20 protein-coding genes are annotated in these 18,457 nt (G+C 44.6%); 7 read left to right on the top strand and 13 right to left on the bottom strand.

All coding sequences use genetic code 11. From position 1 onward, the window contains the following. Positions 1 to 211: 211 nt before the first annotated feature. Positions 212 to 757: a gamma carbonic anhydrase family protein gene (locus tag CWC03_RS00915; protein WP_138580211.1), complete on the top strand. Its 546-nt coding sequence runs from the start codon at positions 212 to 214 to the stop codon at positions 755 to 757. On the opposite strand, the gene CWC03_RS00920 is transcribed toward CWC03_RS00915, so the two are convergent. Beyond that, positions 743 to 976 (bottom strand): DUF1488 family protein, encoded by a 234-nt coding sequence (locus tag CWC03_RS00920; RefSeq protein WP_095729685.1) that lies wholly within the window; start codon positions 974 to 976, stop codon positions 743 to 745. The genes CWC03_RS00915 and CWC03_RS00920 overlap by 15 nt on opposite strands. Further along, positions 973 to 1,791, bottom strand: coding sequence for a shikimate dehydrogenase (aroE, locus tag CWC03_RS00925; protein WP_138580212.1), 819 nt, complete (start codon positions 1,789 to 1,791; stop codon positions 973 to 975). Before aroE ends, CWC03_RS00920 begins: the two co-directional genes overlap by 4 nt. Before the next feature lie 29 nt (positions 1,792 to 1,820). On the opposite strand from aroE, the gene CWC03_RS00930 reads away from it, so the two are divergent. Further along, the gene (locus CWC03_RS00930) at positions 1,821 to 2,270 is read left to right on the top strand and encodes a group II truncated hemoglobin (RefSeq protein WP_010379482.1); all 450 of its coding nucleotides are present in this window, start codon (positions 1,821 to 1,823) and stop codon (positions 2,268 to 2,270) included. Positions 2,271 to 2,375: 105 nt separating this feature from the next. After that, a complete protein-coding gene (locus CWC03_RS00935; RefSeq protein ID WP_138580213.1) occupies positions 2,376 to 3,983 on the top strand; it encodes a methyl-accepting chemotaxis protein in 1,608 nt (535 codons plus the stop codon). 48 nt (positions 3,984 to 4,031) lie between these two features. Here CWC03_RS00935 and hemF read toward each other — a convergent pair whose 3' ends face one another. The 6 genes from hemF to CWC03_RS00965 form a co-directional block, all read right to left on the bottom strand. Continuing rightward, positions 4,032 to 4,943, bottom strand: a complete 912-nt coding sequence (gene hemF / locus CWC03_RS00940) for an oxygen-dependent coproporphyrinogen oxidase (protein ID WP_138580214.1) — start codon at positions 4,941 to 4,943, stop codon at positions 4,032 to 4,034. 8 nt (positions 4,944 to 4,951) lie between these two features. After that, a complete protein-coding gene (tsaC, locus tag CWC03_RS00945; RefSeq protein WP_138580242.1) occupies positions 4,952 to 5,530 on the bottom strand; it encodes an L-threonylcarbamoyladenylate synthase type 1 TsaC in 579 nt (192 codons plus the stop codon). Further along, a complete protein-coding gene (locus CWC03_RS00950) occupies positions 5,527 to 6,093 on the bottom strand; it encodes a DNA topoisomerase family protein (RefSeq protein ID WP_138580215.1) in 567 nt (188 codons plus the stop codon). The genes tsaC and CWC03_RS00950 overlap by 4 nt, the downstream gene beginning before the upstream one ends. Before the next feature lie 198 nt (positions 6,094 to 6,291). Further along, positions 6,292 to 6,765, bottom strand: coding sequence for a DUF494 family protein (locus CWC03_RS00955; RefSeq protein WP_138580216.1), 474 nt, complete (start codon positions 6,763 to 6,765; stop codon positions 6,292 to 6,294). 4 nt (positions 6,766 to 6,769) lie between these two features. Beyond that, positions 6,770 to 7,852 (bottom strand): DNA-processing protein DprA, encoded by a 1,083-nt coding sequence (dprA, locus tag CWC03_RS00960; RefSeq protein WP_138580217.1) that lies wholly within the window; start codon positions 7,850 to 7,852, stop codon positions 6,770 to 6,772. Between the two features lie 47 nt (positions 7,853 to 7,899). After that, positions 7,900 to 9,039 (bottom strand): LysM peptidoglycan-binding domain-containing protein, encoded by a 1,140-nt coding sequence (locus CWC03_RS00965; protein WP_138580218.1) that lies wholly within the window; start codon positions 9,037 to 9,039, stop codon positions 7,900 to 7,902. A gap of 127 nt (positions 9,040 to 9,166) precedes the next feature. Between CWC03_RS00965 and def the strand changes: the two genes are divergently transcribed. From def to trkA, 4 genes are read left to right on the top strand one after another with little or no spacing between them, the layout of a single operon-like run. Next, positions 9,167 to 9,679, top strand: coding sequence for a peptide deformylase (gene def / locus CWC03_RS00970; RefSeq protein WP_138580219.1), 513 nt, complete (start codon positions 9,167 to 9,169; stop codon positions 9,677 to 9,679). Positions 9,680 to 9,712: 33 nt separating this feature from the next. Further along, the gene (gene fmt / locus CWC03_RS00975) at positions 9,713 to 10,660 is read left to right on the top strand and encodes a methionyl-tRNA formyltransferase (RefSeq protein ID WP_138580220.1); all 948 of its coding nucleotides are present in this window, start codon (positions 9,713 to 9,715) and stop codon (positions 10,658 to 10,660) included. Continuing rightward, positions 10,657 to 11,940, top strand: a complete 1,284-nt coding sequence (rsmB, locus tag CWC03_RS00980) for a 16S rRNA (cytosine(967)-C(5))-methyltransferase RsmB (protein WP_138580221.1) — start codon at positions 10,657 to 10,659, stop codon at positions 11,938 to 11,940. Before fmt ends, rsmB begins: the two co-directional genes overlap by 4 nt. Before the next feature lie 22 nt (positions 11,941 to 11,962). Continuing rightward, the gene (trkA, locus tag CWC03_RS00985) at positions 11,963 to 13,339 is read left to right on the top strand and encodes a Trk system potassium transporter TrkA (protein WP_138580222.1); all 1,377 of its coding nucleotides are present in this window, start codon (positions 11,963 to 11,965) and stop codon (positions 13,337 to 13,339) included. 13 nt (positions 13,340 to 13,352) lie between these two features. Here the strand turns inward: trkA and CWC03_RS00990 are convergent, their stop codons facing one another. The 5 genes from CWC03_RS00990 to pepQ form a co-directional block, all read right to left on the bottom strand. Next, entirely contained in the window at positions 13,353 to 14,036 is a 684-nt protein-coding gene (locus tag CWC03_RS00990; RefSeq protein ID WP_138580223.1) for a flagellar brake domain-containing protein, read from the bottom strand. A 128-nt stretch (positions 14,037 to 14,164) separates the two neighbouring features. Then, on the bottom strand, positions 14,165 to 14,692 hold the full coding sequence (locus CWC03_RS00995) for a hypothetical protein (protein ID WP_249313912.1): 528 nt from the start codon (positions 14,690 to 14,692) through the stop codon (positions 14,165 to 14,167). Positions 14,693 to 14,849: 157 nt separating this feature from the next. Next, a complete protein-coding gene (locus CWC03_RS01000) occupies positions 14,850 to 16,301 on the bottom strand; it encodes a TrkH family potassium uptake protein (RefSeq protein WP_138580224.1) in 1,452 nt (483 codons plus the stop codon). A 62-nt stretch (positions 16,302 to 16,363) separates the two neighbouring features. Next, positions 16,364 to 16,981, bottom strand: coding sequence for a YigZ family protein (locus CWC03_RS01005; protein WP_138580225.1), 618 nt, complete (start codon positions 16,979 to 16,981; stop codon positions 16,364 to 16,366). A gap of 67 nt (positions 16,982 to 17,048) precedes the next feature. Next, positions 17,049 to 18,371 carry a Xaa-Pro dipeptidase gene (gene pepQ / locus CWC03_RS01010; RefSeq protein ID WP_138580226.1) on the bottom strand — a complete coding sequence of 441 codons (1,323 nt, stop codon included), beginning with the start codon at positions 18,369 to 18,371 and terminating at the stop codon, positions 17,049 to 17,051. Positions 18,372 to 18,457: the final 86 nt, after the last annotated feature.

Below are 18,457 nucleotides of genomic sequence, written 5' to 3' on the forward strand. Positions count from 1 at the left end.
CAGCGTAGCGCCCCGTGTCAGTGGGGTCGCATTATAGGGCGATCCGATTTTAGTGCAACCCTTTTTTTAAAGAAAATTGCGAAAAAACGTTTGTTCGAGCAAAAATGAAGCGAAACGCTTATTTTTGACACTTTTACTTATCTTTTTGCAGTTTTTTCGTACTAGAGTTTTACAATTCAACACTCTACACTAGTGACACAAGACACGAAAGATGAGTAATCTAGACATGCTTAGAAGTTATAAAGGTAAATTCCCGCGCTTGGCACAAGGCGTTTATATTGATGAATCATCCGTTTTGGTCGGTGATATAGAAATTGGCGAAGACAGCAGCGTTTGGCCATTGGTTGCAGCCAGAGGCGATGTGAACTACATCAAGATAGGGAAACGAACCAATGTTCAAGACGGCAGCGTACTGCACTTAACAAGAAAAAGCGCTTCAGTACCTGACGGTTACCCGCTTATTATTGGTGATGATGTGACTGTTGGTCATAAAGTCATGTTGCATGGTTGCAAACTTGGTAATCGTATTCTTGTGGGTATGGGTGCAATTATTATGGATAACGTCATCGTAGGAGATGACGTTATTATTGGTGGTGGTGCACTTGTCCCGCCTAATAAAAACCTTGAGTCCGGTTTTTTATATGTCGGTAGTCCGGTAAAACAAGCCAGACCCCTCACCGAACAAGAACTACAATTTTTAAAAGTGTCCGCCCAAAATTACGTGGAGCTGAAAGATGAATATTTAGAGGAAAGCTAAGCTTATCTCTCCCGCCTCGTTAAACGCTTCATCCTCTATTAATTGCTCAGCCTGCATTTCATAATCGAATTGGTGCTGAGCAAAGTGCGCTATTGCGGCTTCCTGCTCAAGCTCGGTTGCAATTTTACAGCGGATCAGCTGACCACTGGCCATCGCCGTAAACGTTAATTCTCCCTGTTGATAACTGATGTCATCATTAAACAGTATTGCTTGGTTCATATTTCCCCTCTAATAAGCCTAAATGTTTCGGACGTATCAGGCCTCATCCCTCGCCATTGGTAAAACGCTTCTGCGGCCTGCTCAACTAACATACCTATGCCATCTATCAATTGCGTTTGTTGATTGTGTTGCGCCACCCAGTCTAAGAAACTTGTTTGCTGGTCGCTGTAGAACATATCGTAGGCAACTAAGCAGGATGTAATAACAGTAGGGCTAACGTCTGGCACCTCCCCTGTGATGCTCGATGAGGTGGAGTTAATCACAATATCGAAACCGATGTCGGGGGTATTGTTTAAGCCACACCCTGTAACCTCTCCATACGAGGCAAATTGCTTTGCTAGTTGCAATGCCTTTGACTCAGTACGGTTGGTCACGACGATCCGTTTTGCTCCGGCCTGAAGGAGCGGATAGATACAGCCTTTGGCTGCACCACCGGCACCAATCAATAGTACGGTAGCCCCCTCAAGTTTAGTTTGGTGTTTCACGAGATCTCGTACAAGACCTGCACCATCAGTATTGTCGCCTGTAATACTGCCATCTTGCTGTTTGATTAGGGTATTGACGGCACCAGCGAGCCTAGCTCGTTCGGTGAGGGTATCTGCAAAGGCAAATGCCTGCTCTTTAAAAGGTAAAGTCACATTCGCACCACAACCACCTTGGGCAAAAAATGTCGATGCAGTTTGAATAAAGGCATCTTCTGGTGCCAAAATAGCCTCGTATTCTAATTGCTGCTGGCATTGCTGTGCGAATTGCGCATGGATTGCTGGCGATTTAGAATGTTTTATCGGATTACCGAATACCGCGTATTTGTCCATCGTTATAAGAGCGCCTTGAAAGAGTCATTATGAAGCAGTTAATTAAACGTATCTTTAATAAAGATGCAACCGTAGAACAAACAAATAGTGCCCCCACTCCAGAAAAAACACCTTATGAAATCATTGGTGGAGAACAAGGCGCCCGCGATCTTGCCAACCGCTTTTACGATATTATGGCAACTGATCCCTATGCAAAGCCGCTTTACGATATGCATCCACAACCATTAGACAGGATCAGACAGGTATTTTTTGAATTTCTTTCTGGTTGGTTAGGTGGCCCAGATCTTTTTGCAGAGAAATATGGCCACCCACGTTTAAGAATGCGCCATATGCCCTTTCCTATCGACCAAGATTTACGGGATCAATGGATGCACTGTATGAATAAAGCATTAGACTTAGAGGTAGGAAATCCATTATTAAGAGAAGGATTAAGGCAGTCCCTCGCTCAACTTGCGACACATATGATTAATCAAGAATAAAACTAAAGTATTAGTTGATTAAAATTACACGGCTATTTTGCGCTAGGTCAAACCCCGTTCTTGAGTAGAGATGCATAATTACTGTTCTAATTATGAACAGGTGCGATGCGTGTGAAATCTATTCAACATAAAATTTATGCGTTACTGGCAGTGACGGGTGTCCTCGTTTTGATTGCCAGTATCCTCAGTAGTAGCAGTCAACAAAAGACTCTTGCTGAAGAAACAGTTGAAAGTAACATTAGGTTACTAGCAGATAATTACTTTGACTCTATCAATACTATGATGCTGACAGGCACCATGGCAAACCGTGAAATTTTGAGTGACAAAATTCGTAATCACCCTAATATCGAAGATGCTCACATTATCCGCTCCGAGCAAGTTAATAAGCTTTACGGTCCTGGTAATGCAAATCAAGCACCTAACTCTGAAGCTGAGTTTGATGCATTGAATGGGAAAGAAACCTTAGTTATAGAACAGCGCGATGGTAGTCGTATCATGACTTACTTAAAGCCAATGATAGCCAAGGAGGACTATAAAGGAACCAACTGCTTGGGTTGTCATCAGGCACAGGAAGGAGATGTGCTCGGTGTTGTGCGGATCAGTTACTCTTTGGATGATATTGATAATACGGTACACACTAATACATGGTTTAGCACTGCGCTTCTCTCTACTATCTTTATTACCACCTTTGTGATTTTAGGCGTACTTTTTAGGAAGCTCTTTATAGTGCGACTAAAAACGCTGGGCCGAACCATGCGCCTCGCAACGACGAACAAAGACTTATCATTACGAATAGACGACCAAGTCGATGACGAGCTTGGACGCTTGGCGATTAACTTCAATAAAATGATGGATAGCTTTAAAGACAATATTGCGCAGTTATCCAACTCTTCAAAAATACTTATTCACTCAGCAGAATCTATATATGCTTCAGCGGAAACTACCGAGCAGGCCATTCAAGAGCAAAAACAAGGGACGGACTCTGTTGCAGCCGCAATTAATGAGCTTGAAAGCTCTTCAAGTGAAGTAAAAAATACCACCCACTTTGCATCAGAAAAGTCTGATAGCAGCAATCACCTCGCAGAGGAAAGCATGGCTGTTGCTAATCATACTGAGCAAAGTATCAACCAATTAGCACAAGATGTAAGGCAGGCTGCAGAACAAGTTTCTCAGCTTCAAGCACAAACTCTTGAAGTGGGTAAAGTACTCGAAGTGATCAGTAGTATCGCGGAGCAAACCAATCTCTTAGCGCTTAATGCAGCAATAGAAGCCGCACGCGCAGGGGAAGCAGGTAGAGGGTTTGCAGTTGTTGCCGACGAAGTCAGAACACTTGCTACACGTACCCACGACTCAACCGATGAAATCAAACGTACTATCGATAAGCTACAGTCCGAGGCACAGCAAACCGTGGCAGCAATGAGTGCTTCTTGCGAAGAAGCAGATGATCGTGCACAGCAGGTCAAGAAAGTAGCCCAAGCGCTTAAAGACATCTCGACGCAGATGCACGAAATTAATGCCTTAAACCTGCAAATTGCCGATGCCACTGAGCAACAAAACTTGGCCGCTGAAGAAATCAATCGTAGCGTAGTGGCGATTAGCGATAATGCTGAGCGCTCGTTAGTTGATGCCCATGGCTCTAAACAGATCAGTGAAGAGTTGCTCACCCTTGCACGAGATTTAGATGAGCAAGTACGCGGATTTAAATTAAACTAAGTGAACCGCTAAAAGCAAAAAAGGAGCCGCGGCTCCTTTTTTACTCTATTACATCGCCAGCCAATTCTTTGGGGTAAGGTAATTATACAGCTCAGCTTCTTTCGACCCCGGTTCGGGCTGGAAGTCATACTCCCAACGTGCCAATGGTGGCATCGACATTAAAATAGACTCGGTACGTCCACCCGTTTGTAGACCAAACAACGTACCTCTATCCCAGACCAGATTAAATTCAACGTAACGGCCTCGGCGATATAGCTGGAATTGACGCTCCTGTTCGCTATACGGCGTATCTTTGCGTTTTTCAATAATAGGCAGATAAGCATCAAGGAAGCCATTGCCTACAGCTTGCATAAACGCAAAGCTCTTCTCAAAGCCCCATTGGTTTAAGTCATCAAAGAATAACCCACCCACACCCCGAGTCTCATCTCGATGTTTTAAATAGAAATATTCATCACACCACTTTTTGTAGTCACTGTATACTGCGCCACCAAATGGTGCACACAAATCCTTTGCAACTTGATGCCAGTGCTTCACATCCTCAAGAACTGGATAAAATGGGGTTAAATCAAAACCACCACCAAACCACCAAATCGGCTCTTCACCTTCTTTCTCAGCGATGAAAAAACGCACATTGGCGTGGCTAGTTGGAATATTGGGATTCTTCGGGTGGATCACTAAAGACACGCCACAGGCATGGAAACTTCTTCCTGCTAACTCTGGACGGTGCGCCGTCGCTGAGGCTGGCATAGAAGCGCCAAAAACATGTGAATAGTTTACCCCGCCTTGCTCAATAACATCGCCATTACGGATCACGCGAGTGCGACCGCCGCCACCTTCAGCACGTTCCCAAGCATCCTCAACAAACTGAGCGTTACCATCGGCAGCCTCTAAGCCTTGGCAGATATTATCTTGTAGTTGTAATAAAAAAGCTTTTACGGTATCTAGGTTTATTTTACTCATGGTACATTTTATCCTCGGATCACTTGGCCAGTCATTGCATTTTTAATGACGCTTGGGGTCGTATTACCGCCTAACTCACCTTCAACATAATAGCCGACTTGTGAGCCGAACTGGCGACGCGCTTCCAACAACGAAACAACCGGAGTTTGACCTGTTACATTGGCACTGGTAGATACAATCGGCTTACCAAAGCGTTGACACAACTGCTTTACAATTGGGTGGCTAGTAACACGAATAGCGATAGTGTCGTGCCCCCCTGTTAACCAATGCGGCGTACTGACTTTCGCCGGCAATAACCAAGTAATGGCTCCTGGCCATGACGAAAAAATATCAGCGCGCTTATCCATCGGGATTATATTGTCATCCACGTAGGGCAAACATTGACCATAATTGTCGGCGATTAAGATTAACCCTTTTTCTATGGGTCGAGATTTGATTGTTAGTAACTTAGTGACCGCATCTTGGTTATCAGGATCACAACCTAAACCATAAATGGCTTCCGTCGGATAACAGATCACTTCGCCGGCTTGAAGTGCTGACTCGGGCGTTTCTATTGCCACGGCATCCGCTTTATTGTCATTACTCACGGTATTTCCACTATCTTTTGACATGATTTCTGCGGGCATTGTAGCACAGCTTTACCCGCTCGGGTTTTCTCCACTAGCACGGGCCAATGACACTCAGGGCAAGCCTGCTCTACAGGCGTAGCGTTCAAGGTATACTTACAACTTGGATACGTGTCACAACTATAAAAGTGTTTACCAAACTTATTTTTACGCTGAATTAGATTACCTTTTTGACATTTTGGACACGCGGGTAAGGCCACCGAGGGTGGTGCATCTTCATGACCAATATAGTGGCAATCAGGATACCCCGTACAGCCGATGAACATGCCATAGCGGCCATTTTTTATCACTAGATCTTTGCCACATTCAGGGCAAGCCACATCTTCTAGTACTTTAATTACATGACTATCATGATGTGCTAAAGGGCGAATATAATCACAAGTTGGGTAGCTAGCGCAGCCAATAAATGGACCATTTTTACTGTTTTTGATTACCAGCTCAGAGCCACATTCTGGGCATACTTCATACTCTTTTTCTAATGCATGTTTGTCTGCATTAAATAATGCATGGTCTATTTTACTCATCGCTTTACCACCGCCCCCTTGTGCAAGTATGCGCCTAATATAATCGCCTTGTTTTTAGGGTCAAGGAAATGATGGAAATTCCCCCTGCGAATACTTGATATCCGCATTTTTAACGAAGCAAGAAGCGTTATTTGAAAGGCGGTAAGTTGAAGTTTTGACCTCAACTTACCGAAAGAAACTTATCGTGCTAGAGCAGAGCTAATGAACTACAGATGCAGGCTCGGTAAAAATCAGATCTTCCATCTGCGCATAAGCATGCTCTTTACCCGGTACATTAAATAGCACCATTAGTATCACCCACTTTAAATCATCTAGGCTCATATAGGTTTTATCCAAGGCGAATAAGCGATCCATCACCATCTCTCTGGTGGTACTGTCAATCACTCCGACTTGTTCCACAAACATTAAAAAACCACGGCTCTCAACATCTAGCATATTGCATTCGCTATCGGTGTAAATCCGCGTTGCATGGTCCGGTTTAGCATTTAAATAGGGGTTTTCGTCACTGTGTTGTAAATCTGCAAGTTGCTCAAGCCAATCAAGCGCTTTGTATATTTCGCCTTGATTAAAGCCGGCGCGAAGGAGTTCATCGGTGAGTTCGTTTTGTTCGACAAAGATTTCTGCCTCACTGTGAATATAGTTCTCAAATAAATACATTAAAATATCAAACATCTTCTTAACCCCTCGCGAGTTTTATGTAGCCGTCGAGTACACGCTCTACTTTATCTTCGAGTTCTAGGTCCAATAGTCTGGCAATCACCTGCTCTACTGGCCACTGGGTCCTTTGCGTTAAAGTGTCTACAGTCGTCACCTCAAAGCCAAGGTTTTCTAATACGGGACATTGCTCCTCTTTTTGCTCCCCTATTTCTATACTATATAGACTGTTTTCACAAAAAAAGCTCACTTCTTCCAAAATATCCTCAATATTTTCGGTGAGTTTTGCCCCTTGCTTAATCAGGTAATGACAACCGCTACTTAATCGATTTTTAATCGAGCCTGGGATCGCAAACACTTCTTTGTTTTGCTCCAGTGCATAGCGTGCGGTGATCAGCGAGCCACTTTTTACTTCGGCTTCAACCAACAAAACACCCAAAGATAAACCCGAGATTATGCGATTACGCCGTGGAAAGTGATTACTATTTGCTTGAGTGTTTGGTAAAAACTCACTGACTACCAAGCCATGCTGTACGATGTCTTCATAAAGCCGTTGATGGCGTTTGGGGTAAACAACATCAACACCTGTCCCTAGCACGGCAATGGTTCCTCCTTGAGCATCAAGTGCACCTTGGTGCGCTGCGCCATCAATCCCTCTTGCCATACCCGATGTCACCACCAACCCCGAGCGACTTAAGCCCTGTGCAAATTCATGTGCAAGCCCAAGCCCAGTTCGCGTTGAACTGCGACTACCAACAACCGCAATTTGTGGTTGCTTTAATAACGCAATATTCCCTCGGCAAAATAGTACTAAAGGAGGGTTACAGATCTCTTTAAGTTGCTCGGGGTATTCAGGAGAAAACAAAGATACAATATAAATTTTCTGACGTTGACAGTAAGCCTGTATGTGCTCGATACGAGACCAATCTGTGCTCGCTAAGTTAGTAGCAACATGTTCTTGCAGCCCAAGCTTACAAAGCTCAACTTGGCTTAATGTGAATAACTGCGCAAGGGGGACTTGATTAAGTAATGCAGTGATGGTTTTGATACCCAGCCCTTGGCACAGGCTTAATGCCAAAGCTTGAGCTAGTTTAGCTTGTTTCATACTCTCTCCTTGAGTTTGCTGACTCACTCAAGGAGAAATTTTACCACTTAGTTACTGGCAGTTTCCTTGAGTGCTTGTACATGATCACCAACGCGGATCGGCTCCGAAGTTTCGACAACCATAGCGTAGCTTAAGTCTTCATACACTTTAAAGACCATCAGCTCACCGACTTTTTCCTTTGGCATATGCCAAACTACGCTATCGTCATCGTTTTCCTCACCAAACCAAGATCCCATTTCGGTGATCAGTTTGTCGAGTCGTGATGCATCTTCAATATAGCGCGGACCGTGCTGGCTTTCTATAACTGTAGGTGATTGCCTCACGATATCAAGGACATGCCCCTCTTTTAGCTGTGCTTTACTCCCCACATCCAGCACGACTACACTCATGGTACTAAACTCTCTGAGCTTATTATCGCTCGCAATAATACGGCCCACAGTTTGCTGCTCAGGGCGAGACATAGAAAACTGTGCCGGAAAGATTTGTCCGGTAGATATGGGTAGCACGATATCCCCGGCTCTAACTTCTTGCTTTGCAACTTCCAACTGTAGCTTTGCCGGACGTCCCGCCACGATATCCCCCTGCTCAACCACATGGCCAGAACCAACTAATACGGCTTCCAAGCCAAGTAATTGTTGGCTGTCTAAGGTACGGTAGGTTTCACCACGACGATAGATGGCATAGTGCCCACCTTTGACTAAATCAGCTTTAACGTACAAAAGGTGACCCGGAGTCGCATTTTTAATATTGCGATTGGCTCCCAGTACAATTGGACTATCTGAAAATTCCGACTCAGAAAGTGCTTGCTCGAAACGCAAAAAAGGTTCCATGATGGGGAGTGGTAAGGTAGGAATGGCAGATGCTTTTTGGTTAACAATACGCGTATGCGGTGACAATTTCTTCACGCCTTTGTCTAACACCAGCATAGGATTACCATTTTCATCGTAAAGTAGCTTAAGACTGTCTCCCGGATAAATCAGATCTGGGTTTTGAATACTAGGGTTCCACTGCCACAACTGCTTCCACTTCCATGGCGAACGTAAGTACATTTTTGAAATATCCCACAAGGTATCGCCTTTTTTCACCACATAACGCTGCGGCGCATCTGCTTTTACAGATAAAGTGTCCGCTTTCACGGAGAAAATTGAGCAGCCAGCGAGTATTAATGCAGCAATCGGATATTTCATGATGGCTTCCTTGTGGTTATTTTTGGTTATTATCCACCAAAACCTGTTAAAGGGGAACTTGAATGGCTAAAATAAGACCATACACTAGCTTACAACAGCTTACACGATAAATTGATTTAGGGTAATCATGGCCATATTAGAAGTTTTAAAGTTTCCAGACGAGCGTTTACGCACCGTTGCACAGCCTGTAGCAGAGGTTAATGACGAAGTACGTCAAATAGTTAAAGACATGCTGGAAACGATGTACGATGAAAACGGTATCGGCCTTGCGGCTACGCAAGTTGATATTCATCAGCGAATCGTCGTTATTGACGTTTCTGAAGAGCGCAACGAGCCGCGCGTATTAATCAACCCAGAAATAACCAAACGCGATGGTTCAACTGTGAGTGAAGAAGGTTGCTTGTCTGTGCCATATTCATACGCAAAAGTAGATCGCGCTGAAACTGTCACTGTGAAGGCAACAAACGAACATGGTGAAACGTATGAGTTAGACGCCGATGGCTTACTTGCCGTTTGTATTCAACACGAATTAGACCATTTAGTTGGTAAGCTATTTATCGATTACCTATCACCACTAAAGCGTGATCGTATTCGTAAGAAGCTTGAAAAAGAAGCTAAGTTCGCTGCAAAGCAAGCTTAACCAATCTCCAACTAACTGACTTTAGGGTATTTCGTGAGTAATCCTTTGCGTATCGTTTTCGCAGGCACGCCTGATTTTGCAGCGCGCCACCTTGACGCTCTTATACAATCACATCATGACGTCGTGACAGTGTACTGCCCACCCGACCGCCCAGCAGGACGCGGGAAAAAGCTCAAAGCATGTGAAGTAAAAGTGTTAGCACAAGAGCACAACCTGCCAGTGCTACAACCGCAATCATTAAAAACATCGGAAGCACAGGCAGAACTCGCTGCACTTGATGCCGATGTCATGGTTGTTGTCGCCTACGGAGTATTATTACCAAAAGCCATTTTAGATACTCCTCGACTAGGTTGTCTAAATGTTCATGGCTCAATTTTACCACGATGGCGAGGCGCTGCACCCATTCAGCGTGCCATTTGGGCTGGCGACAATGAAACTGGCGTGACCATCATGCAAATGGACGAGGGCCTAGATACCGGTGATATGTTGCACATCGCTCGCTGCCCTATTACAGCTACCGATACCAGTGCAGATCTCTACAGCAAGCTTGCTGAACTTGGCCCTGACGCGCTTATTGATACGCTAGCACGCTTATCTGCGGGCGAGATCACGCCAGAAAAGCAAAACGATACGCTAGCAAATTATGCTAAGAAACTAAGCAAAGAAGAAGCCGACATTGACTGGCAGATGGAAGCTGCGCAAATTGAACGTAACATCCGCGCGTTTAATCCATGGCCGGTTTGCTTTACCAATATGGCGGGTAACAGCGTCAAGATTTGGCAGGCGAAGGTCGTTGACGAGCAAGGTGATGCAGGCCATGTGCTACGTGCAGACAAACACGGTATCGTAATTGCCTGTGGCACACAGGCATTGGAAATTCACACCTTACAACCACAAGGTAAAAAGCCCATGTCTGCACAAGACTTTTTGAATGGTCGAGCCGACTGGGTAGCAATTGGTGCTAAGGTTGGTGAAGCGTGAGTAATGTGCGCGCACTCGCTGCCCAAACCCTATTTCAAGTCGTCGATAAAGGCGCGTCGTTAAGTGCTCAATTACCACTTGCCACCAGCCAGTTAGACGGTAAAGACAAAGCCTTGCTACAGCAGATTTGCTATGGCGTATTGAGATATTTGCCTTCACTTGAACACTATTGCCAGCAGTTACTTGAGCAACCGCTTAAAGGTAAGCGCCGTGTTTTCCAGTTTTTGCTGTATGTGGGTATTTACCAACTACAACATATGCGCGTACCAGCTCATGCTGCAGTAGCCGAAACGGTAAACGCATTGACGCCACTAAGAGCGCCCGGCATGAAAGGCTTAGTTAATGCAATTTTACGCAGCTTCCAACGTCATCAGGTCGAACTAGAAACCAGTGCAGCCGAAATCCCAGCTTGCTTATACAACCACCCGGGCTGGTTTATCAATCAACTAAAAGCGGCTTACCCAACTCAATGGCAAGCTATTTTAGAAGCGAATCAACAACAAGCACCAATGTGGCTGCGTGTTAACCAATCGCAATTCTCTACTGCCGATTATGCAGCTCTGCTAGACCAAGAAGGGATAGCCTATCAGCTTCATAGCGAATACCCAGACGGGATCTTGCTTGATAGCCCGATTGACGTTTATGCGCTACCACAATTTGCCGCTGGTGCTTGCTCAGTACAAGATGCCGCCGCCCAAAAAGCCGCGAGATTATTAGCGCCACAAGCAGGTGAAAATATTCTTGATGCTTGTGCTGCTCCAGGCGGTAAGACTTGTCATATTTTGGAGTTGGCAAACGCCAAAGTGACTGCAATTGACGCTGATGGTGATCGCTTGCTACGTGTGGAGCAAAACCTTGAACGGATCGGATTGTCAGCCAAATGCCTTGAGGGCGATGCAAGTGACCCTGAAACATGGTGGGATGGCGAGCAATATGATCGCATCTTATTGGATGTACCTTGCTCTGCAACTGGCGTCATTAGAAGACACCCAGACATCAAATGGCTAAGACGCGCTTCTGATATTGATAACTTGGTGACGTTACAGGCACAAATTATTGATAAGATCTGGCCATTGCTTAAGCCCGGTGGCACACTAGTTTATGCTACCTGCTCAGTACTGCCACAAGAGAATCAGCAACAGATCACACGCTTTCTTTCTGTGACCCCTGATGCGACGCTTGTACCTTTGCACGATGCAGACACACAAACACAACCAGGCTTGCAGCTATTACCCGGCTTGAGTGATGGGTTTTACTACGCAAAGTTGACAAAACAATAATAGAAAATCGACCGTAACCAATATGAAAATCATCATCTTAGGCGCCGGCCAAGTCGGCGGAACACTGGCAGAAAACCTCGTCGGTGAAGAAAACGAAATTACTGTTGTCGACATCGATGGCGAGCGCTTAAGAGAGCTGCAAGACAAATACGATCTACAAGGGGTCACTGGCCACAGTGCGCACCCAGATATCTTACGCCAAGCAGGTGCTGAAGATGCCGACATGATAATCGCCGTAACCAGCTCGGATGAAGTCAATATGATTGCGTGTCAGGTTGCCTATAGTATTTTCAATACGCCGACCAAAATTGCGCGGATCCGTTCTGAGCAATACTTAAAGTACAAAGAAAAACTGTTTCATAATGACGACCTACCAGTCGACCATTACATCGCACCAGAACAGCTAGTAACACAATATATCCGTAGGTTAATAGATTACCCAGGCGCTTTACAGGTGCTGCAATTTGCCGAGGGCATGTTGTCACTCGTCGCGGTTAAAGCTTATTACGGTGGTTTACTTGTTGGCTATGCACTTTCTGCATTAAAAGAGCATATTCCAAACGTCGATACCCGCGTTGCCGCTATTTATCGTCAAGGCAAAGCCATCAAGCCACTCGGCACCACTGTAATTGAAGCCGATGATGAAGTCTTCTTTATCGCCGCAACTAAGCATATTCGTGCGGTCATGAACGAGCTACAAAAGCTCGAACGCTCTTACAAAAAAATTATGATTGCCGGTGGCGGTAACATAGGTGCGGGACTCGCCAGTTCATTAGACAAGAACCACAGCGTCAAGCTTATTGAGCGCAATCAAGCTCGGGCCACACAATTGTCTGAAACGCTAGACAATACGGTGGTTTTTTGTGGCGATGCCTCAGACCAAGAATTGCTATCAGAAGAACATATAGAGCAAGTGGACGTGTTCATCGCGGTGACGAACGACGACGAAGCCAATATTATGGCTGCGATGCTTGCAAAACGTATGGGCGTACAAAAAACCATGGCGCTTATTCAACGAGGAGCCTATGTCGACCTCGTGCAGGGTGGCGACATTGATATTGCTATCTCACCACAACAAGCGACTATCTCAGCGCTACTCACCCACGTTCGCCGTGGTGATATCGTTAACGTGTATTCATTGCGTAAAGGTGCAGCAGAGGCCATTGAAGCCGTCGCACATGGCGATGAAAACACCTCAAAGGTTGTTGGCCGTGCTATTCGGGATATCAAATTACCACCTGGCGCGACTATTGGTGCCATTGTCCGTGATGAAGATGTACTGATCGCACATGACGATACTATAATTCTCTCTGGCGACCATGTGATCATGTTCCTGATCGACAAAAAGCAAATCGGCGTTGTGGAAAAACTCTTCCAAGTAAGTGCTTTATTTGTCTAAAGCACTATGTTCGCTAAGTCTCTTGTTGATCTTGAAAAATAGACAAGTCGATAAGGTAATCTTTTAGTACACTACGGATTATGTCCGGAGCTGAAGTTAAGTGAATACCTAAAGAGACGATTTGATCATGGCTTTTTATACGCCGAATATCTCCCTCTAGCGTGATCTGATTCCCTTCTTTACCTTCAATGAAAACCTCACATTTCAGCCCCTCTTCCATATGCTCGGCATCAATCGACGTTAAGTCTAGCTGTAAACCAGCAAGTGAAATGTCCTTTATAACCCCGACATCTTTACTGCCATGACAGTGAAATTTTGCGGGAATCAAGGTTGGCACCCGGTTTTGCGAGCGGAGTTTGTAGGTTTGTACTTTTTCAGGTAAATAAAGAAAAATAAGCCGCGCGGGATGGACTGAGACCGCTTTTATTTGCGATTTGAATGCAATGACCTGACCATCGCCATTTTCGAGCAAAGCTCGGACGATAACCGAAGTCCCTTCCATCACAAAGTCCAGCGCCGCGCCTAATCGCTTAGGGTTGGGATGGTTAAGAATTAAAAACGCCCCTTGGAGCATACCGACGTATTCTGTTTTTACTCGCTTGCTATTTGCCGGTAAACAAATTTCTAAATCAACAATACTTCCAGCGCTGATAGCGGTGAGCAAAGTATCTTGCCCAACCTCCTGAGTTTTTAACATGGATCCAACCCTTCCTGAGTTCACTCTACTACTTTTTTATTGTAGCAGTTTTAGTGGAAGGCCATTTAAAACTGAATTCAGATTAATTACAACTCTTCGACTATCAAAAGAACCTAAAAAAGGGACGGTTATTTTACTAAAAAGTGACTTTTTAACATTATTGCGCCATCTCTTAGCGTCATCATTCTACTTTGTACTTCAAGTGAGCTTTGTGGTAGTGCGAGCTCTTCAGCTTCAATAAACAACATCATAGGTTCGCTATTGCGCTTAGCAACAAATAATATGCCCGAGACATCACGCTTGACTACACAGCCCACTGTCTCAAAATCATCGACAATTGCTGGTATCTGGCGCCTTTGCCAGAGCTCATTTTCTGAGATCACTTGGACAACGAAACGCGCACCGCTCTCACAGCCAACTTGATGAAATAAGTCATAGCTCTGTGCACGCCCTAATGTAAGCTGATTAAGCTGCAAGTAACCGACTTCATCAATTAAGCTATTCAACTGCATTACGCTTCGTTCTATAAGCTGCATACCTAAGCCCTGCTCATGGCTAGCAGCAAATCCCTTTATTACTTTAAATCCTTTATCTGAAAAGCGTGTGGCAAGCAATATCGTCGCCTCCAAGTTAAATCGTTGTAAAAATACTGACACTTGAAAACCCCGAAAATCCGAGTTTTTGAAATTTTTATTAACTTTTTCTTTGCGAAGTTCAAAAATAAGATGACAACTTGTCACTGTAGCAACAGAAGCGAAGTAATAATACTGTCAGTTGTAGGCTCTTAGCAAAAGAGCCACAACTTAAGCACAGTTACCCACGCCAGAAGGTAGGAGTAAATAAGACTAACAGTGTAAAGATCTCTAAGCGACCAAAGACCATTGCAAGCGTAAGGATCCACTTTGCAGTATCACTAATATCACCATAATGCGCCGCAACCTCTCCCAACCCTGGCCCCAAGTTGTTTAGACACGCCGCAGTTGCTGAAAATGCGGTAATGTTATCGAGCCCCGTACCCAACAATGCAATCATAATAATCACAAACACCAGTGCATAAGCCGAGAAAAACCCCCACACCGCTTCGACCACTTTGTCTGGTAGTGCCTTTCGACCCAATTTTATCGAGTATATGGCACGCGGATGCACTAAACGATTAAGCTCACGGATCCCCTGTAAATAAAGCAAAAAGACACGTACAACCTTCATCCCACCACCCGTAGAGCCAGCACAACCACCAATAAAGCTGGAGAAAATCAGCAGAATAGGTAAAAACAGCGGCCAGGTTGAGAAACTATCGGTCGCAAAGCCTGCGGTAGTGCTAATTGACACAGCCTGAAACATCGCTTGATCTAAAGTTTCATCACCCGTTTCATAGACATTGTTTGACGACAATACCGCAAAGCAAATCACCACCAACGCCAACTGGATAAATAGAAAGACTTTAAACTCAGGATCTCGCAAATAAGCTTTAATATTACGGCTCGATACAGCAGCATAATGTAGCGAAAAGTTAATGGCAGCAATCAATAAAAAGACGACACAAATAACATTAATAAATGGATTATCGAAGTAACCCATAGAAGCATCATAGGTTGAGAAGCCGCCGATGGCTATCGTGGCAAACGCATGACAGATAGCATCAAACCAATTCATTCCTGCGACCCAATAGGCCAGTGTACAAGCCGCCGTTAGCGATACATAGATATACCAAAGGTGCTTAGCGGTATCGGCAATGCGCGGTGTCATTTTTGAGTCTTTAACTGGACCTGGTGTTTCAGCACGATATAACTGCATACCACCAACCCCAAGCATAGGGAGGACGGCTACAGCTAATACGATGATCCCCATACCACCAAGCCACTGCAACTGCTGGCGATAGAACAATACCGCTTTGGGTAAGTGTTCTATACCCGTCAATACCGTGGCCCCTGTCGTTGTCAGCCCAGAAAAAGCTTCAAACACGGCATCTGCTAGAGATAGATTCGGTTTATCTAAGAAAATGAGCGGCAATGATGCAAACGACCCCAGTACCAGCCAGAATAAGACAACGATTAAGAAGCCCTCTCTGGCTTTAAGATCACCGTTTTCCTTGCGGTTTGGGTAGTACGCAAACAGACCCATTAGCACACTAAAAATGAAAGCTAAAACAAAAGGTACACCACCACCATCTTTGTATATCAAAGATACAATGGCTGGTGGCACCATAGTGATACTAAATAGAGCGACTAACTGCCCGAGTATTTTTATTATGGTACGAAATTGCATTTGTACGCTGCGCTTTTTGTTGTTTAACCTGAGGTTAATGAGTGAATGTAAAGAAGTAGATCCTACTCCTTGAGTTGCTTAAATAATACAACACCATTGGTTAATTCATAAATAGCATCAATGATTTGTTGTGTTTCACGACTATCTACTACTATTTGCCAAGTAATATTAGCAGCGTATTCTTTATCTAAATTTAGCACTGTAAACTGACTTTGTAATAGCTGTTCTATCACACCCTGAAGATGGTAATCACTCTGGCCAACAATGATAGAAGCAGGTACTTTTTTAGTCGTACTTAGCTGTGCTAGCGCGTTGTTAAGCGTGCCCCCATAGGCTCTGACTAACCCCCCAGTGCCAAGCTTTATACCGCCAAAATAACGTGTCGTCACCGCTGTGATCTCACCAATTCCAGATCCCATCAGTACATTTAGCATAGGCTTACCCGCTGTGCCATTGGGCTCACCATCATCAGAAAACCCTAATACATGACTGCCACCTGGAGCTCCAGCAATATGTGCCCAGCAATTGTGTCTTGCATCAGGATACGCATCATTAATCTGTTTTATGAACGCTTTTGCATCTTCGATGGTTGGCGTATGGGCCAAATGTACGATAAACGTACTTTTCTTAATTTCCTCGTGATGGCTTATAGACTCACTCGGAATGAAGTATTCAGACATAATGTTCCAAACTAAAAGGGAGCCAATCGGCCCCCAAATATACTTGTTTTCAGCGCTAGAAATTAGCTTACTCGAGACCGAAGTCTCGCGTCATGTTTTCTAATCTATCTTCATGCACAATGATATTATCTTCAATACGGATACCACCGTAAGGCTTCAGTGCATCAATCTTATCCCAATTGATATACTGCTTGTTATCTGTTTGCGCCAAGTCTTCTAGCAATGAATCAATGAAATATAACCCAGGCTCAATAGTGAACACCTGATTAGCCTCTATCTTACGAGTACAGCGCAAAAACGGGTGGCCTTCTGGTGGTGCTTGGTGCGTACCAGCTTCATCAGCCATAAATCCGCCCATATCGTGTACCTGCAGGCCAATATGATGGCCAAGACCATGAGGGAAGAAAGTGGAAGTAATCCCCTTCTCGACGATAGCCTGAGCATTAAGCTTAACAATACCAAAGTCACTCAATACTTGCGCCACACGATTATGACAATCGATATGCAGCTCACCGTATAGTTTGCCCGGTTGCAATGCTTTGCCTAACTCTATTTGGTGACCGTTCATGACTTTCACCAATTCGGCAAACTCACCTTGTTTAGCGAAATCATAAGTACGGGTAATATCTGACGCATAACCGTTAAAGTTTGCACCGGCATCAATTAAAAATGATAAGTGCTTGCTCGGCGCTTTACGCTCAAAATGGGTATAGTGCAAAATCGCACAATTTTCATTCAGGGCAACAATATTGCCGTATGGTGTATCGTTTTCCATATGCTGAGTCGCATTTAGATAAGCTTGTTGAATTTCAAACTCGGAGCCACCAGCAAAAAAAGCATCGCGCGCCGCCGTGTGGCCAAGCACACCTAGACGGCTTGCTTCACGTAAACATGCCATTTCATACTGAGTTTTATATGCACGATGATAATGCAAGAAGTTCATCACCGGCTCTGGATTCACTTGAGTAAAGCCAAGTGCTTGTGCAACTTCTAAATATTCACCGATATAGGCATAGTTTGCTTTGTCGTACGGTAGTAACTGTTCAACCTGATCTGGCTTAACCAGCAGTTGAATATCAAAATACTCTGCCCAAAAATCTCTTGGCTCGTCAGGCACTTTATGCCAAAAATCAACCGGGCGATAAAAAATGAGTTTCGGCTTGTCACTACCATTGACCACAATCCAGCAGTGCGGGTTATCGATAACAGGCAACCAAGCTTTAAATTGCGGGTTAACTTTAAACGGGTAGTACATATCATCAAGGAATTGGCGCTTTGCTTGCCCCGAGTGGATCACAAGCCCATCCAGCCCTTCTCTATCTACTATCGTTCTTGTACGCTGTTGCAACGTGGCAATATGCTCTGCGTATAAATTTGCTAACTTATCCATGGTGTACCCATTTTCAAAAATTCACATACTTTCGAGTCTATCATAGCTGTTACCTAAAAACGACGAACTGAGTCTAAGCACCAGCC

Origin of the sequence: Pseudoalteromonas sp. S2755 (assembly GCF_005886535.1) — a bacterium.
In the GTDB taxonomy this organism is placed as follows: domain Bacteria; phylum Pseudomonadota; class Gammaproteobacteria; order Enterobacterales; family Alteromonadaceae; genus Pseudoalteromonas.

Bases quoted from the DNA above. Each gene is read 5' to 3' on its own strand.
- CWC03_RS00915 (WP_138580211.1), top strand. From the start codon at position 212: ATGAGTAATCTAGACATGCTTAGAAGTTATAAAGGTAAATTCCCGCGC.
- CWC03_RS00920 (WP_095729685.1), bottom strand. From the start codon at position 976: ATGAACCAAGCAATACTGTTTAATGATGACATCAGTTATCAACAGGGA.
- aroE (WP_138580212.1), bottom strand. From the start codon at position 1,791: ATGGACAAATACGCGGTATTCGGTAATCCGATAAAACATTCTAAATCG.
- CWC03_RS00930 (WP_010379482.1), top strand. From the start codon at position 1,821: ATGAAGCAGTTAATTAAACGTATCTTTAATAAAGATGCAACCGTAGAA.
- CWC03_RS00935 (WP_138580213.1), top strand. From the start codon at position 2,376: ATGCGTGTGAAATCTATTCAACATAAAATTTATGCGTTACTGGCAGTG.
- hemF (WP_138580214.1), bottom strand. From the start codon at position 4,943: ATGAGTAAAATAAACCTAGATACCGTAAAAGCTTTTTTATTACAACTA.
- CWC03_RS00950 (WP_138580215.1), bottom strand. From the start codon at position 6,093: ATGAGTAAAATAGACCATGCATTATTTAATGCAGACAAACATGCATTA.
- CWC03_RS00955 (WP_138580216.1), bottom strand. From the start codon at position 6,765: ATGTTTGATATTTTAATGTATTTATTTGAGAACTATATTCACAGTGAG.
- dprA (WP_138580217.1), bottom strand. From the start codon at position 7,852: ATGAAACAAGCTAAACTAGCTCAAGCTTTGGCATTAAGCCTGTGCCAA.
- CWC03_RS00965 (WP_138580218.1), bottom strand. From the start codon at position 9,039: ATGAAATATCCGATTGCTGCATTAATACTCGCTGGCTGCTCAATTTTC.
- def (WP_138580219.1), top strand. From the start codon at position 9,167: ATGGCCATATTAGAAGTTTTAAAGTTTCCAGACGAGCGTTTACGCACC.
- trkA (WP_138580222.1), top strand. From the start codon at position 11,963: ATGAAAATCATCATCTTAGGCGCCGGCCAAGTCGGCGGAACACTGGCA.
- CWC03_RS00990 (WP_138580223.1), bottom strand. From the start codon at position 14,036: ATGTTAAAAACTCAGGAGGTTGGGCAAGATACTTTGCTCACCGCTATC.
- CWC03_RS01000 (WP_138580224.1), bottom strand. From the start codon at position 16,301: ATGCAATTTCGTACCATAATAAAAATACTCGGGCAGTTAGTCGCTCTA.
- CWC03_RS01005 (WP_138580225.1), bottom strand. From the start codon at position 16,981: ATGTCTGAATACTTCATTCCGAGTGAGTCTATAAGCCATCACGAGGAA.
- pepQ (WP_138580226.1), bottom strand. From the start codon at position 18,371: ATGGATAAGTTAGCAAATTTATACGCAGAGCATATTGCCACGTTGCAA.